This window comes from Flavobacterium sp., from assembly GCF_035456085.1.
GTDB lineage: Bacteria > Bacteroidota > Bacteroidia > Flavobacteriales > Flavobacteriaceae > Flavobacterium.
This window is the reverse complement of record NZ_DATIDY010000260.1, coordinates 1-14,978: the sequence shown is the minus strand read 5'-3', so window position 1 is coordinate 14,978 and position 14,978 is coordinate 1. Positions and strand designations below refer to the sequence as shown.

15 protein-coding genes are annotated in these 14,978 nt (G+C 33.3%); 8 read left to right on the top strand and 7 right to left on the bottom strand.

Translation table 11 applies throughout. The annotated features are described in order from the left end of the window. The first annotated feature begins 78 nt into the window (after positions 1–78). The 5 genes from VLC96_RS18690 (at position 79) to VLC96_RS18670 (ending at position 3,272) form a co-directional block, all read left to right on the top strand. A complete protein-coding gene (locus VLC96_RS18690; RefSeq protein ID WP_325265357.1) occupies positions 79–441 on the top strand; it encodes a nuclear transport factor 2 family protein in 363 nt (120 codons plus the stop codon). Positions 442–490: 49 nt separating this feature from the next. Beyond that, positions 491–1,066 carry a Crp/Fnr family transcriptional regulator gene (locus VLC96_RS18685; RefSeq protein WP_325265356.1) on the top strand — a complete coding sequence of 192 codons (576 nt, stop codon included), beginning with the start codon at positions 491–493 and terminating at the stop codon, positions 1,064–1,066. Between the two features lie 69 nt (positions 1,067–1,135). Further along, positions 1,136–1,576 (top strand): carboxymuconolactone decarboxylase family protein, encoded by a 441-nt coding sequence (locus VLC96_RS18680; RefSeq protein WP_325265355.1) that lies wholly within the window; start codon positions 1,136–1,138, stop codon positions 1,574–1,576. Between the two features lie 264 nt (positions 1,577–1,840). Beyond that, complete coding sequence (locus VLC96_RS18675) at positions 1,841–2,638, top strand: PhzF family phenazine biosynthesis protein (RefSeq protein ID WP_325265354.1); 798 nt, start codon at positions 1,841–1,843, stop codon at positions 2,636–2,638. A 73-nt stretch (positions 2,639–2,711) separates the two neighbouring features. Beyond that, entirely contained in the window at positions 2,712–3,272 is a 561-nt protein-coding gene (locus tag VLC96_RS18670) for a DJ-1/PfpI family protein (RefSeq protein WP_325265352.1), read from the top strand. 27 nt (positions 3,273–3,299) lie between these two features. Here VLC96_RS18670 and VLC96_RS18665 read toward each other — a convergent pair whose 3' ends face one another. The 6 genes from VLC96_RS18665 to VLC96_RS18640 all read right to left on the bottom strand — a co-directional run bounded on the left by VLC96_RS18665 (position 3,300) and on the right by VLC96_RS18640 (position 10,601). Next, positions 3,300–3,887, bottom strand: a complete 588-nt coding sequence (locus tag VLC96_RS18665; RefSeq protein ID WP_325265350.1) for a DUF6642 family protein — start codon at positions 3,885–3,887, stop codon at positions 3,300–3,302. A 136-nt stretch (positions 3,888–4,023) separates the two neighbouring features. After that, positions 4,024–4,611 carry a chemotaxis protein CheB gene (locus tag VLC96_RS18660; RefSeq protein WP_325265348.1) on the bottom strand — a complete coding sequence of 196 codons (588 nt, stop codon included), beginning with the start codon at positions 4,609–4,611 and terminating at the stop codon, positions 4,024–4,026. Further along, positions 4,593–5,402, bottom strand: a complete 810-nt coding sequence (locus VLC96_RS18655; RefSeq protein WP_325265346.1) for a CheR family methyltransferase — start codon at positions 5,400–5,402, stop codon at positions 4,593–4,595. Before VLC96_RS18655 ends, VLC96_RS18660 begins: the two co-directional genes overlap by 19 nt. A gap of 7 nt (positions 5,403–5,409) precedes the next feature. Next, positions 5,410–5,775: a response regulator gene (locus tag VLC96_RS18650; RefSeq protein ID WP_325265345.1), complete on the bottom strand. Its 366-nt coding sequence runs from the start codon at positions 5,773–5,775 to the stop codon at positions 5,410–5,412. A 19-nt stretch (positions 5,776–5,794) separates the two neighbouring features. After that, positions 5,795–9,367: a hybrid sensor histidine kinase/response regulator gene (locus VLC96_RS18645; RefSeq protein WP_325265344.1), complete on the bottom strand. Its 3,573-nt coding sequence runs from the start codon at positions 9,365–9,367 to the stop codon at positions 5,795–5,797. Positions 9,368–9,383: 16 nt separating this feature from the next. Then, positions 9,384–10,601, bottom strand: a complete 1,218-nt coding sequence (locus tag VLC96_RS18640; protein WP_325265343.1) for a hybrid sensor histidine kinase/response regulator — start codon at positions 10,599–10,601, stop codon at positions 9,384–9,386. Between the two features lie 250 nt (positions 10,602–10,851). Here VLC96_RS18640 and VLC96_RS18635 point away from each other — a divergent pair, with 250 nt between their 5' ends. From VLC96_RS18635 to VLC96_RS18625, 3 genes are all read left to right on the top strand, one after another. After that, the gene (locus VLC96_RS18635; protein ID WP_325265342.1) at positions 10,852–11,286 is read left to right on the top strand and encodes an acyl-CoA thioesterase; all 435 of its coding nucleotides are present in this window, start codon (positions 10,852–10,854) and stop codon (positions 11,284–11,286) included. A gap of 103 nt (positions 11,287–11,389) precedes the next feature. Further along, a complete protein-coding gene (locus VLC96_RS18630; protein ID WP_325265341.1) occupies positions 11,390–12,382 on the top strand; it encodes an alpha/beta fold hydrolase in 993 nt (330 codons plus the stop codon). A 21-nt stretch (positions 12,383–12,403) separates the two neighbouring features. Then, a complete protein-coding gene (locus tag VLC96_RS18625) occupies positions 12,404–12,793 on the top strand; it encodes a DUF1398 domain-containing protein (RefSeq protein ID WP_325265340.1) in 390 nt (129 codons plus the stop codon). Positions 12,794–13,075: 282 nt separating this feature from the next. Here the strand turns inward: VLC96_RS18625 and katG are convergent. After that, positions 13,076–14,978: catalase/peroxidase HPI (katG, locus tag VLC96_RS18620; RefSeq protein WP_325265339.1), on the bottom strand; the 1,903-nt coding region annotated here is incomplete at its 5' end.

Here is a 14,978-nt window from a genome sequence, read left to right as displayed (position 1 = left end):
TAAAGTACAGTTTATGCTGTACTTTTTTACATTTGTAAAGACACCTCTAGACATACAATTAAACTTTAGACAAAATAAATGACTGACAAAATAAAACAAACCATCACCAATTTTGTAAAAGGTGGAGACAACAGCGACACAGCACTTTTAGACAAAGTATTACATAAAGATTTTCGTGTGACCAACAATGGTTTTATGGGAACTACAGGCGTAACTGTAATTGACAAAGAAAAATATTTGGCTAATATTCGTGATGGAATTTTTGGCGGTTTACCCCGAAAAATGATAATAGAAAGTATTGATGAAAGCAAAACAATTGCATCGGTTAAACTTCGTTTAGAAAGTTTAGAAAACCATTTTATTTCATACAATTCATTGGTTTTGGATACTGATAATGAATGGAAAATAATCAATAATTTAGCAGTGGTTGAAGCTAAATAAAAATGACAGCTCCTAAATTTAAAAATCCACAAACTCTTTCTTATAAATTATGTCTGAAATATTCAAAAAACATTTAGATAAATTCATTGCCATAAATGATGAAGAATTCGCTGCTATTTCAGCATTTTTTCAGGTTATAAAAGTTAGAAAGAAAGAGAATTTGTTAATCGAAGGACATATTTGTAAATCTAATTATTTTGTTCTCAGCGGATGCTTAAGAAAGTTTTTTGTTAATGAAAAAGGCATGGAACAAACCACCGAATTTGCCATTGAAAACTGGTGGATCACTGATAATATCGCTTATGAAAACAAACGAGCTTCAGAATTTTATATCCAAGCGGTCGAAAATTCACAAGTTTTAGTGATCGATTATCATTCGCAAGAAAAATTATTAATTGAATATCCAAAAATGGAGCGCTATTTCAGATTTGTTTACCAACGTGCTTACGCCGCTTCACAGATGCGAATGAAATATTTATATAGTTTTTCGAAAGAAGAATTTTATCATCACCTCAACAATAAATATCCCGAGTTTGTGCAGCGAATTCCTCAGTACCTAGTTGCTTCTTTCTTAGGTTTTACCCCGGAATATTTAAGCGAAATAAGAAATAAAAAACGTTCTTAAACCAGTTTAAGTTTTTTCTGTTGTATGATTTAGAACTTTGTCGTATCAAAATTTAAATCACAGATAAAAATGGAAAAAAGAGTCAACATCAACGAAATCGCCCCTCAAGCCTATAAAGCAATGTACGCATTAGAAGGTTATTTGGCAACCACTCAATTATCAAAAACACACAAAGAGTTATTAAAAATTCGCGCTTCGCAAATCAACAAATGTGCGTTTTGCCTAGATATGCACACCAAAGATGCTATCAAAAACGGTGAAACACCTCAACGTATTTTTCTACTGAATACGTGGAGAGAAACCGATTTATTTACAGAAGAAGAAAAAGTAGTTCTGGCCATCACGGAAGAAATCACATTAATTCACAATCACGGATTATCTGATGAAGTCTATAAAAAAGCAACCCAGTTTTTTGACGAAAATCATATCGCTCAACTTATAATGGCTGTTGTTACAATAAATGCCTGGAACAGAATTGCTATTAGTACTAATTTACAAGTTGAGAAATAAATAGTCTGTAACCATAAACCACATTGAAAGCCTTTTTACATTTGTTATTGAAATGTAAAGAGGTTTTTTTATACCAAAAATCCGTAAAACTAAGATTCCTATTTCTGAAAGTAATTACGAAAAAAAGACTCAGGTAGTACAATCAGAAAAATTCCAATTTAACATTTACTAATACAAATTAAATGTCTCGCAAAAACTGTACATTAGCAAGACGTTATTAATAAAATACACAAAGGACTTGTTGATATATCATTATTCAAAATTATGAAGACTTATTTTGTAGACTCATTTACGAATGAAAAATTTAAAGGAAATCCAGCGGCAGTTTGTATTACAGAAAACAATCTAGACGATAAAACCATGCAGGACATTGCAACTGAAATTGGTTTTTCTGAAACTGCATTTATTAAAAAAATTGCTGATCAAGTATATAGTATCCGATTTTTTACACCAAAAATGGAGATTCCATTATGTGGTCACGCCACATTAGCTTCTTCAAAAATTCTTTTTGACACGACATCTTTTGATACTATTACATTCATAAACATCGACAATGTTGAATTAAAAATAGAAAAATCTGGAGCTAAAATCAAAATGCAATTTCCTGTATATGAAACTGAAGAAATAGAAATTCCAAACGAACTGTTGAATGCTCTTGGTATTAATGAAATAGTAAATAAGAGATACAGTCAAAATAATAAAATAATTTTAATAGAAATCAAAGACACAAAGGTTTTAGCAGATTTACGTCCAGACTTTCCTTCGCTAATCAAATCTTATGATGGAATAAATGGTGTTTTAGTAACAGCACAATCAAATAACAGTGACTTTGATTTTCACTACCGATATTTTTGGCCTTGGGCTGGAACAAATGAGGATCCAGTAACGGGAGGAGTACAAACTTTTTTGACAAAATATTGGGCTACAAAATTGAATAAGAATAAACTAAATGCTTTCCAATCTTCGTCCAGAACAGGAACAATGAATACCGAAATTATTCAGGACAAAGTCTTTATTTATGGAGAAGCCGTTGTGGTATTCGAAGGAGAATTAAAAGATTGACCTTAGCCGAAATAGAACTATTTGAAAGTTAAAATCATAACATCGAACAATTCACTCTCAAAAAACTATTAAAATGAAAATTGCATATATCCTTTTTGACCAAATAACTTTGTTGGATTTTATTGGTATTTATGATCCATTAAGCAGATTAAAATCAATGGGATATTTACCTGATTTAACTTGGGACATTTGTGCTTTTTCAAATAAAAATATAGTAGATAATTTTGGTTTGGAAGTAGTTCCCACTAAAATCAAAAATTCATTAGCAAATTATGATGCAATCATTATACCAGGAGGATTCGGTACAAGAAATTTAGTATTGGATACCGAATTTATCGAATGGATAAAAACGGCTCAAACTGTGCCTTATAAAATTTCTATTTGTACAGGCAGCTTATTATTAGGCGCAGCCGGATTCTTAATAGACAAAAAAGCAACTACTAATTTTCAGGAATACGAAACACTCCAAAACTATTGTAAAGAAGTGGTAAAAACAAGAATAGTCGAAGATGGTGATACCATTACAGCTGGAGCAGTTTCTTCGTCTATTGATCTTGGTTTATATTTATGCGAAAAATGGGCCGGACAAAATGCACAGGAGGAAATACGAAGAAAAATGGATTATCACGGTTAAGAAATTTGCATTATGTAATCAAAAATTTTAATAGTACAATCTAAAGTCAAGTGCCTTACAAAGCGCATAATGTTTTTGATGCAACTCTTCTACTATTTCTACAACATCATCAAATTCCTGACATAAGCTAAAAAAAGCCTTATCCAACAAATTGCTGTTTATAGTTTTATGCGCCACACCATAACCCGAAACTGCTCGGGCACCAGTAATATCGAGAAAATATTGTGCTTCTTCCTGATCTAAATCCAATATTTTTGCATTGGCAAAATGTACTATTTTACCTTTCATTTTACCTTCAAAAAGTTCTGCTATTTCTTCAAAACTATAATAGTAATTATTTAGGCAAATTGTATTTCTTTTGCCTTGCATAACCAAATAAATGATTTCATAATCCTTGAAATTGTGGTCATCATACAGCAGAATCGTCAAACTTTCTTCGAGACCTTCGATAGAATCACAAGTTTTATAAATACTTGCAATCCCTTGCTCAAGTGCCAGTCTTTCGAGATTTTTGACCACTTCGGTAATGCTGCTTGTTTCTACATCGGGAACGGCTTCAAGGCAAAAAATGAATTGGTCGTAATCTTGCGATTTATATTTATACTGCAGATTCAAAATGCTTCCTTTTTATGTTACTTAAATCATAAATTGAAGGTAAGAATAAAAAAATATCTGTTATGTTAAAATTCAGATTTTTCTATTGAATGAATAGTATATAGGTTTCTGAAAAAGTTGAATTCAAATGTTTCTACTATAAAGTATCAATGGAATTAATAAAGTCTAGAATTTCGTGTGGATGCATGATGTAATCTGGAGTAGAATTTTGGATGGCGTGATTAGGCATAAAAGGCATTTCGGCTGATATGGGATCTTGGATTATGATTACTCCTCCGGCAGCCTGAATTGCTTTTATTCCAGCGGTTCCATCAGCATTTGAACCTGACAGTAAAATTCCAACTAAATTTCGTCCGTAAACTTCTGCTGCTGATTCAAAGGTGACATCAATACTTGGTCGGCTATAATTTACTTTTTCAGAAGAATCTAGCGCCAGAGTACCATTTTTTTCAAACAATAAATGATAATTTGATGGAGCAATATATAAATATCCAGGTAAAAAAGGCAATTTATCTTCGATGATTTCAACTGGGATTTTTGTTCTTATTTTTATTAAACGCTCTAAAGTTAAATCATCAGTGCTTCTTCTATGCAATACAATCACAAGTGCAAACGTAGTTATTGCAGGTATAGCGGGTAAAATATTCATTAATGCTTGAAGACTACCGGCTGAACCTCCAATAATTACGACTTTGTAATCTGATATTACTTTATTTTGCGCCATAATTTTTCATTATGTACTTGTTTGTATTTCGTTTGTGATATTGAATATTTTATTGTCTCTTTTGTACCTAATGCCAAAAAACCTAACATTGATAAGCTTTCGTCAAATAAATTGATGACTCTTTTTTGTAAATCATTATCAAAATAAATCAGAACATTGCGACACAAAATCATATCAAACTCATTAAACGAATTATCAGAAACTAAATTGTGTTGCGAAAAAACCATTCTTGCGGTCAGATCTTCATTAAACTTAACATTACCGTAATTGGCCATATAATAATTAGAAAAATCCTCTTGACCTCCCGAATTTCTATAGTTTTCGGAGTAATCCTTCATCATTCGCAAAGGAAAAATCCCTTTTTTGGCGGTTTCTAAAACTTTAGAATTAATATCAGTTGCATAAATCAATGATTTTTCAAGTAATCCGGCTTCTTTCAACAAAATAGCCATCGAATAGACTTCTTCTCCTGTCGAACAGCCCGCATGCCACAAACGAATAAAAGGCTTTGTAGCTAATATAGGTAAAATTTCATTTCGTACGGTCTTGTAAAAAGAAGGATCGCGAAACATTTCAGTTACATTGACTGTAATCTCGTCAATCATTTTGGTGTAATATTCCGGGTCGTATTTTACCTTTGATAAAAAATCATAAAAATTAGTGAAGCCATCCAACTGGTAAATTCTATTTACACGTCTTTTTAATGATGCTCTGGAATAACTTCCAAAGTCGAAACCATAATATTCATAAATATCATTAATTAGGGTTTCTAATTCAATGTCCTCTATCATCTTTCATTTAAATTTTGGATAATGAACTCAATAATTTATCCACATCTATAGGTTTTGAGATATAATCATCTGCACCTGCATTAATACATTTTTCTCTGTCACCTGCCATTGCCTGAGCCGTAACGGCAATAACTAATGTTGATTTTCGGGAAGGGATTTTTTTGATTAATGGGATCGCATCGTATCCGTCCATTTCCGGCATCATCATATCGATTAAAACAGCATCAATAATTTCATTAGTTTCTAATAGTTTTAAAGCCTCTTCTGCGCTTAAACAAGATAAACAATCAAAGGATTTTGCTTTTAATGTATTTACCAAAGCAAAGATATTTCTTGAATCGTCATCAATAATTAAGACTCTTTTTTTATTCATACTCCAACTCAAATTTATATTAAACTTTATCGTACAACCAAACTCTTAATAAAGATAACAATTGGTCAACATCTACAGGTTTTGTTATATAATCGGAAGCACCTGCCCTAATACATTTTTCTCTATCGCCCGTCATCGCCTTTGCTGTAACAGCTATCAATGGCAATGTGATAAATTTAGGGTTTACTCTTATTTTTTCGGCTGTTTCGTAGCCGTCCATATTAGGCATCATCATATCTAATAATACGATGTCGGTGTCCTGATGTTCTTCTAACACTTTAATGGCTTCTTTACCATCAAAAGCTGTAATAACATTCATTTTGAAAACTTCTAATGCTTTTGTCAAAGAATAGATATTTCGAACATCATCATCTACAATCAAGACTTTCTTGTTTTGCAATACATTATTAAGCTGATTCAGTTTTTTATAACTTTCTTTTTTTCCATCTAAATCTTTGTTTTCTTCTACTAAGTGTAAAAAAAGTGAAACTTCGTCCAGCATTCTTTGGTATGAATGAGCGGTCTTGACGATAATAGAATCGGCATATTTTTTAATTTTCACTTCTTCCTTAAGTGACAAACTTTTACCGGTAAATACAATGACTGGAATATTTTCTAATTCAGGATTTTTTTTCACACCATCCAAAATCTCATACGAATGTTTGTCTGGAATTCCCATATCTAAAATTACACAATCAACATCTTCTTTCGTTAAAGCTGTCAATCCCTCATTAACTTCACTTTTAATTTCCGAATTGATGTTATTAGCTTCCAAAAAGAAAGCAAGCGCTTTGGCATGTTTAGGATTATCTTCGATAATTAAAACCTTTTGTGAATCTTTGTTGATGATGTTTTCAATTCGAACAAAGACCTCAGGGATTTTTTCAAACGCTACTGGTTTATCCAGAAAATCTACTGCTCCTTTTAATAAACTTTCCTGTTTAAGTTTATGAGAAGACATGATGTGAACCGGAATATGCTTAGTATTCGAATGATTCTTTAATTCTTCCAATACTTCCCAACCGCTTTTTACCGGCAGTTCAATATCCAAAAGAATTCCAACAGGTTTGTACAAAATAGCAAAATTGAGGGCAAAGTCTCCGCGGACAGCAACGACTCCTTTATAGCCATTTCTTCTGCTAAAAGCCAAAAGTGATTGTGCAAAATTGATATCATCTTCGACAATTAAAATCACTTTTTCATTTGGAAGAATGGAATTTCTGTCGTCTTCAATTTCTGTAGGAAGCACCGCAGCTGTGTATCTTCTCTTTCTTTCTTGTGCTTCTTCGATTTCGGAACTGGCAATTCCTATTTGCTCTAAATTGTCAACATTATTGTTTTCGATTATTGATCCAAATTTTGGTAAACAAAGCGTGAAAGTACTTCCTTCTCCTTCTTTGCTATGCAAAATAATTTCTGCGCCCAATAATTTTGCCAATTCTCTGCTAATTGATAATCCAAGACCTGTTCCTCCATATTTTCGTTTAGTTGAACCATCGGCTTGCTGGAAAGCTTCAAAAATAAGTGGTTGTTTTGCCAATGGGATTCCGATTCCGGTATCTTTTACAATAAAACAAATTATTCTATCATCATCCGTATTTACTTTTATTTCTAAACTTACTGATCCTCTATCTGTAAATTTTATAGCATTGGAAATTAAATTTCTAAGAATTTGCTCCAATCTCATTTTATCTGTTTTAAGGATAACTGGAGCTTCATCAGCAATAATTTCAAATTCGATGTTTTTTTCTTTTGCAACCTGCGAAAACAAATTATATAAGTTATCGGTAATTTCTTTGGTTTCTACTTCCAAAAATTCGAGTTCCATTTTTCCTGCTTCAATTTTGGACAAATCCAATATCTCGTCAATTAATCCTAAAAGACTATTTCCTGAACTTTGGATGACTTGAGCGAACTCAATTTCTTCCTTATTCATGCTTTTATTGTTGTTTTCTGCTAACAAACGGCTTAACAGCAAAATAGAATTTAAAGGCGTTCTCAATTCATGTGACATATTTGCCAAAAACTCTGATTTGTAACGAGTAGTAAGTTCTAATGCTTCGGATTTTCTCTGTATTTCATTATTTTTTTCTTCTAATAAAATACTGCGTTCCGAAAGCTCTTCATTAGTTTGTTCCAATTCTTCCTGTTGTACTCTCAATTCTTCTTCCGAAGCTTGTAGTTTTTCAGTTTGAGTTTCCAGCTCGGCATTGATTGCTTCCAATTCGCTATGTTGAATGCGCAATTCTTCGGACTGCGATCTTGTTTCTTCTAATAGTTCCAGAACACGTTTACGATTTTGAGACGATTTGATAGCAATACCGATATTATTACTCACGATTCTTAAAAACTCCAAATGAAGATCAGTAAATCCTGATATGCTGGCCAATTCGAAAGCTCCTTCAGCTTGATTGTCAAACAAAGGAACCGCCACGATATGAGTTGGTTTTATTTCGCCCAATGCGTAATTGATATGAATATCATCAGCAGCAACCGATTTCAATTCTAAAAGTTCACCTGTGCTTACGCATTGCCCCAATAAGCCTTCTCCTTTTCGGATACGCTCTCTGTTTTTAGTCGGAATGTAACTATATCCAGCTTTTAATACAAGTTCTTCACCTTCCAGAATATACAAAACACCCGCGCTACTTTTGGTATAACTGCACAAAAATTCAATAACATCGTTAGTTAATTTTTCTATGAATTTATCACCTAACATTACATTATTAAGCTTTGCAACACCACTTTGTAACCATTCTTTTTGCGATAGTAAAGTAAAAGATCGTTTCAGCGATTGGCTCATATTGTTCAGTGATTCTCCAACGCTTCCCAAGGCATCCGATTTAGTATCGTCTATTCTAATATCATAATTACCTTTGGCAATATGGCTTGCGATGGTACTGATAGCCTTGATTCTTTCGGCAGTTTCAATATCATTACGTTCCAATTCCTGTTGTAATAAGGCGCGCTCATTGAAATCCTTTAAAATCCTCAACATGAAAATAATTGATATAACAAATGCCACTACAAAAGCCACAATTATTAAAATCAAACTATAATTTCCGTAGCGTTGCGAGTTTTCATTTCGCTCTTTTAATAGATTTAATTCATTTTTTTCGATTTTTCTAAAACTGCTTTTTAACTCTGCCATCATCCTTTTTCCTTCGGTCAAATCAAAGAAAAGTGTTTGTTTACCGAGCTTTTTCTTGGCAATTTGGTTATTCAGATATTTAGAAAAATTTTCTTTTAAAACTCTTACTTCCTGTATTGATTTTTGTTGTACAGGATTATCGATAGTCAATTCGTCAAGCTTATCAAAGTAGGTCTTCGCACCGGATTCTGATTCATTAAACATGCGCACAAATTCTTCGTTTCCAGTAATCAAATAACCGCGCACATTGGTTTGGGAATCTAAAAGCATGCTTTGACTTGCATTTAAATTATAAATAACTTCCTGAGTATGATTGACCCAAAAAACGCTGTCTAGTAATTTTCTGATACTTATGTAAGATGCTGTAGAAGTAATGATTAAAACCAATAATGAAATAACCGTACTGATTCTTACATTTCTTTTGAACTTTCTATTTTTCATAATTTAATATAAAATTTTAGCTATTATTTTTTATCGGCAGGATCATTATAAAACTTGCTCCTTTACCTAATTGACTTTTTGCAGTTATCAATCCATTGTGTTTTTCAACAATTTTTTTTGTAATAGCCAAACCTATTCCTGTTCCTTCATATTCTTTACGATCATTCAAACTTTGAAAAATAACAAAAATCCGATCCAGATAAATTTCATCAAAACCAATTCCGTTGTCAGAAACTACAATTCGGCAATATTCACCATCTGGACAAACTTCACCATCAAATTCTTTTGTTTTTATTAATTCGGAAGTAATTTTAATCTTAGGCGCTTCGACGTTTCCAGAAAATTTAAGAGCATTCCCTATCAAATTTTGAAACACCTGCCTCAACTGACTCGGTACACTGTCAATTGTTGGGAGTTTATCTGCTTCTATCAATGCATTATTACGCTCTATTACATAATCAAAGTCCGAAAGAACCTCTTCTAAAACAACATTCAAATCTGTTTTTTCGAAAACCACACTAGCAGCTAATCGGGAATAAGCAAGCAAATCGGTAATTAATGTTTGCATTCTCTCTGCTGATTTGATAGTTCGGTTAATGTAATCTACCGCTTTTTCATTATCAACCAAATAAAGATCTTTGATTATACCAATGAATATTAGAATTTTCCTGATAGGCTCATTCAAATCATGTGAAACTACCCATGAAAATTGTCTCAATTCATCATTTCTTAATTCGAGTTCCTCATTTTTCAAAACCAGTTCTTTGGTTCTTTCAGCGATTTTTACCTCAAGATTATCTTGTGCTTCTTTTCTAATTTTGATTTCGTTGGACAGCATTTCTTTCATGATTTTCAAATCATTTTGCTGTTGGTAAATCTTTAAAAAGGTTTTTACTTTTAAAATTAACAAATCAGTATCAACTGGTTTCGTGATATAATCTACAGCACCAGTTTCAAAACCTTTGATAAAATATTTTTTCTCAACATTAATAGCCGATAAAAAAATCACGGGAATATCTTTAGTTTTTTGATTTTCAGAAAGAATGTTCACGACCTCGAAGCCATCGAGTCCGGGCATTTGAACATCCATTATAATGAGGGAGTAATTCGTTTTTAAAATTTTCTTCAGAGCTTCTTCACCAGATTGTGCAGTATCTACTTCGATATTATGCAGTTCCAATGTTTTTTTTAAAGCTACTATATTTGCTTGAATATCATCTACAATTAATATCATTTCATTGGGAGGTAAGACGTATGAATTAAAAAACTTGATTTAATTCGGTTCGATAATTGGTTATTTGTTTTTTGATAAATCTATAATTTTCTTAAAATTTGAGAAATCCATTCAAATGTAGAATAAAAAAATTTCAAAACTATTTTTAAAAAGAAAGATTTAGTTATAAAATTCCCATGTTTGATTAATGTTTTCCGCAAGCTTAAAATTCCTTAGTATCTTAGCGAAAAAATTAAAATAATTTAATTCTATGGCTACATTTAGCAAACAGTTATCCTTTCGCTGGTCTGATTTAGATCCCAATTTTCACTTGCGTCACAGCGCATATTATGACTTTGGTGCACAACACCGTGTCGAATTACTCGAACAATTAGGACTCTCTTTAAGGGTAATGCAAACCGAACATATTGGTCCAATTTTATTCCGAGAAGAATGCGTTTTTAGAAGAGAAATTAAACTCTCTGACATTATAATTATGAAAACCAAAATGTCAAAAATGAAAGCCGATGCTTCGCGATGGTCAATCATTCATGAATTTTATAATAATGAAATGTTATGTGCTACAATCACTGTTGATGGAGCCTGGATGGATACAAAGTTGAGGAAACTTGCCACGCCTACTCCACAAATCGTAATTGATGCTTTAAGCATTTTTCCGAAAAGTGATGATTTTGTTGATCTTTAATATAAAATACAAATAATATTTACTTGACAATTTTAGTATTCTAATTTTTGGTTTTAAAAAAAGGTTGTTTAATTTTAGTATAACCACAAATAAAGCATTGATTATGAAAAAGATAGCACTTATACTACTGATAATTCCTTTTGTATGTTTTTCACAAAAGGAAAACATAAAAGCCTTAGATATCAATTTGAGCAATTACGAATATCCCTTTCCTGTTCTTTTTTTTGAAGTCAACAATCAACGCCAATCTTTGAAAATGGCTTATATGGACATCAAACCTGAAAATTACAATAATAAAAATATTGTTCTGTTTCATGGAAAAAATTTTAATGGCGCCTATTGGGAGACTACAATAAAAGCGTTAACCAAAGAGGGTTTTCGAGTAATTGTCCCTGATCAGATTGGTTTTGGAAAATCATCCAAACCAAATAATTTTCAATATACATTTCAGCAATTTGCAGAAAATACAAAGAAGTTATTAGATCAATTAGGAGTTACAAAAACAACCATTTTAGGGCATTCCATGGGCGGAATGCTAGCAACAAGATTTGCATTAATGTTTCCTGAAACTACAGAAAAATTAGTACTCGAAAACCCAATTGGTTTAGAAGATTGGAAATTGGTCGTTCCTTACAAAACTGTAGATTGGTGGTATGACGGCGAATTAAAACAAAATTATGAAGCCATAAAAAAATACCAATTGGAAAATTATTATGACGGAAAATGGAACGCTGATTTTCAAAAATGGGCCGAACTAAGCGCTGGCTGGACAACAGCTCCGGATTATAATATAGTTGCCTGGAATTCGGCACTTATGTACGAGATGATTTTTACGCAGCCTGTTTTATATGAATTTAAAAACATTAAGAGTCCAACCCTTTTGATTATTGGAACAAGAGATAAAACCGCAATTGGAAAACAACTCGTGCCTGAAGAAGTCCGTAAAACAATGGGAAATTATGCCGAATTAGGCAAGAAAACCCAAAAAGCAATTCCGAACTCTAAATTAGTTGAGATTCCCAACACTGGGCATTTGCCACATATTGAATCTTTTGATCAATTTATAAAGCCATTAATTGCATTTTTAAAACAATAATCAACCTTAAAAATAAAAAATATGTTTACGATAGAGCAAATAAAAGAAGCCCATGCTAAAGTAAAAAGTGGTGCTGATTTTCCAAATTACATACAAGATTTAATCATTTTGGGCGTAAAAGGGTACGATACTTTTGTGCATGATGGCCATGTCCAATATTATGGTGTAAATAATTATACTGTCACTTCCGATGAAAAATATGATTTGATTGAAGTTTCTAAAACTGTGAACAAAGAGCGGTTTATCGAATTTCTAGTAATGCATCAAGATGGTCAAACGGATTATTTAACTTTTTGCAATCACGCTGGTCAATGCGGAATCGCAAAATGGAGAGTTGATATTATTGAAATGACGTGCACTTATTTTGATCTTACGGACTCAGAAATTTTGATTGAAAAAATTCCGGTTTAGGTTTAAAGTTTTTTTATCGAAAGAAATCCGAATCAGAATTCTATAAAATATCTCGCAAAGACACGAAGGCGCAAAGTTTCATTCCTTTGCGCCTTCGCGTCTTTGCGGAATATAATTTTGTTTCAGCAATATAAAATAACTTCTTCCATCGGTTTTAAAAGTATATCTTGTGTAGGAACTTTGCAGTGCAATGTCTCTACGGAAAAATGTCGTTGGTAGATTCTAAAACACAAAAGGTGATCAAAAAATTGACCACCTTTTTGATTTAAAATAAAAACCTGATTACTTAACTAAGTCGAAACGATCAAGATTCATCACTTTTGTCCAAACGGCAACGAAATCTTTTACGAATTTCTCATTGGCATCACTGCTTGCATAAACTTCAGCAACAGCTCTTAATTCTGAATTAGAACCAAAAACAAGATCTGCTCTCGTTCCAATCCATTTTGGCTGGCCTGTAGAACGATCATTTCCTGCGTATAACTCCTTGTCATCAGACAATGCTTGCCATTGAGTGCTCATGTCCAAAAGATTTACAAAAAAATCATTAGTAAGTTGACCTGGTCGGTGTGTAAATACTCCATTTTTTGTACCATCAGCATTAATATCCAACACACGAAGTCCACCTAAAAGAACGGTTAATTCTGGCGCAGTAAGTGTCAATAAATTTGCTTTATCAATCAGAAGTTCTTCTGTAGGAACTGCTGATTTAGTACCACGGTAGTTTCGGAAACCATCAACTTTTGGCTCCAAATATTGAAAAGATTCAACATCAGTTTGCTCAGAAGAGGCATCCGTACGACCTGCTGAAAAAGGAACTGTTACAGTATATCCTGCGGCTTTTGCTGCTTTTTCGATACCTGCGTTTCCAGCCAATACAATTAAATCAGCCAAAGAAACTTTTTTTCCAGTTTGTTGCGCAGCGTTAAATTCAGCCTGAACACTTTCAAGTTTGTCCAAAACCTGTTTAAGCTGAGCAGGATTATTTACTTGCCAGTCTTTTTGCGGAGCCAGTCTTATGCGTGCTCCATTGGCACCTCCTCGTTTGTCTGATCCTCTAAACGTTGATGCCGAAGCCCAAGCTGTCGCAACTAATTGCGAAATGGTTAAACCTGTATTAACAATTTTTTCTTTTAATTGAGCGATATCATTGTCATCAATTAATGCGTGATCCACTTCCGGAATTGGATCTTGCCACAACAATTCTTCCTGAGGAACATCGCCACCCAAATAACGGGAACGTGGTCCCATATCACGGTGTGTCAATTTAAACCAAGCGCGGGCGAAAGCATCAGCAAATTCATCTGGGTTTTCAAGAAAACGACGTGAAATTTTTTCATATTCCGGATCCAATCTTAATGACAAATCCGTTGTAAGCATTGTTGGTAAATGTTTTTTGGAACTATCAAAAGCATCTGGAATAATCGCCTCGGCATTTTTAGCTACCCATTGGTGTGCACCACCAGGACTTTTAGAAAGCTCCCATTCAAAACCAAACAAATTTTCGAAGAAATTATTACTCCATTGTGTTGGTGTCTTTGTCCAGGTAACTTCTAATCCGCTTGTAATGGTATCTGGACCTTTTCCAGAACCAAAACTATTATTCCAACCAAAACCCTGCAATTCTAATCCTGCAGCTTCTGGTTCTTTATCTACGTGATCCGCAGAAGCGGCACCATGCGTTTTACCAAAAGTATGTCCACCAGCAATTAATGCTACTGTTTCTTCATCATTCATTGCCATACGGCCAAAAGTATCTCTTATATCTTTTGCAGCAGCGATAGGATCTGGATTACCATCTGGTCCCTCTGGGTTTACATAAATAAGTCCCATTTGTACAGCCGCAAGAGGTTTTTCCAGATTTCTAGAGTGAATGTGACCATCTGCATCATCATCAGAAACTAATACTCCATGTTCTTTTGGCACACCTTCTGATCCATCTTTATAACGCTCATCTCCGCCAAGCCATGTAGTTTCAGAACCCCAATACACGGATTCATCCGGTTCCCAAACGTCTGCGCGCCCTCCGGCAAAACCAAAAGTTTTAAAACCCATTGACTCCAAAGCTACATTTCCGGTTAAAATCATCAAATCTGCCCAGGAGATTTTTTTACCATATTTTTGTTTGATTGGCCACAAAAGTCTTCTGGCTTTATCAAGACTCACATTATCTGGCCAGCTGTTA

What these genes read in the sequence shown, in the direction of transcription:
- VLC96_RS18640 (WP_325265343.1), bottom strand. Translation starts at nt 10,601, where the DNA reads ATGATATTAATTGTAGATGATATTCAAGCAAATATAGTAGCTTTAAAA.
- VLC96_RS18680 (WP_325265355.1), top strand. Translation starts at nt 1,136, where the DNA reads ATGGAAAAAAGAGTCAACATCAACGAAATCGCCCCTCAAGCCTATAAA.
- VLC96_RS18645 (WP_325265344.1), bottom strand. Translation starts at nt 9,367, where the DNA reads ATGAAAAATAGAAAGTTCAAAAGAAATGTAAGAATCAGTACGGTTATT.
- VLC96_RS18655 (WP_325265346.1), bottom strand. Translation starts at nt 5,402, where the DNA reads ATGATAGAGGACATTGAATTAGAAACCCTAATTAATGATATTTATGAA.
- VLC96_RS18670 (WP_325265352.1), top strand. Translation starts at nt 2,712, where the DNA reads ATGAAAATTGCATATATCCTTTTTGACCAAATAACTTTGTTGGATTTT.
- VLC96_RS18660 (WP_325265348.1), bottom strand. Translation starts at nt 4,611, where the DNA reads ATGGCGCAAAATAAAGTAATATCAGATTACAAAGTCGTAATTATTGGA.
- VLC96_RS18675 (WP_325265354.1), top strand. Translation starts at nt 1,841, where the DNA reads ATGAAGACTTATTTTGTAGACTCATTTACGAATGAAAAATTTAAAGGA.
- VLC96_RS18635 (WP_325265342.1), top strand. Translation starts at nt 10,852, where the DNA reads ATGGCTACATTTAGCAAACAGTTATCCTTTCGCTGGTCTGATTTAGAT.
- VLC96_RS18685 (WP_325265356.1), top strand. Translation starts at nt 491, where the DNA reads ATGTCTGAAATATTCAAAAAACATTTAGATAAATTCATTGCCATAAAT.
- VLC96_RS18650 (WP_325265345.1), bottom strand. Translation starts at nt 5,775, where the DNA reads ATGAATAAAAAAAGAGTCTTAATTATTGATGACGATTCAAGAAATATC.
- VLC96_RS18630 (WP_325265341.1), top strand. Translation starts at nt 11,390, where the DNA reads ATGAAAAAGATAGCACTTATACTACTGATAATTCCTTTTGTATGTTTT.
- VLC96_RS18625 (WP_325265340.1), top strand. Translation starts at nt 12,404, where the DNA reads ATGTTTACGATAGAGCAAATAAAAGAAGCCCATGCTAAAGTAAAAAGT.
- VLC96_RS18690 (WP_325265357.1), top strand. Translation starts at nt 79, where the DNA reads ATGACTGACAAAATAAAACAAACCATCACCAATTTTGTAAAAGGTGGA.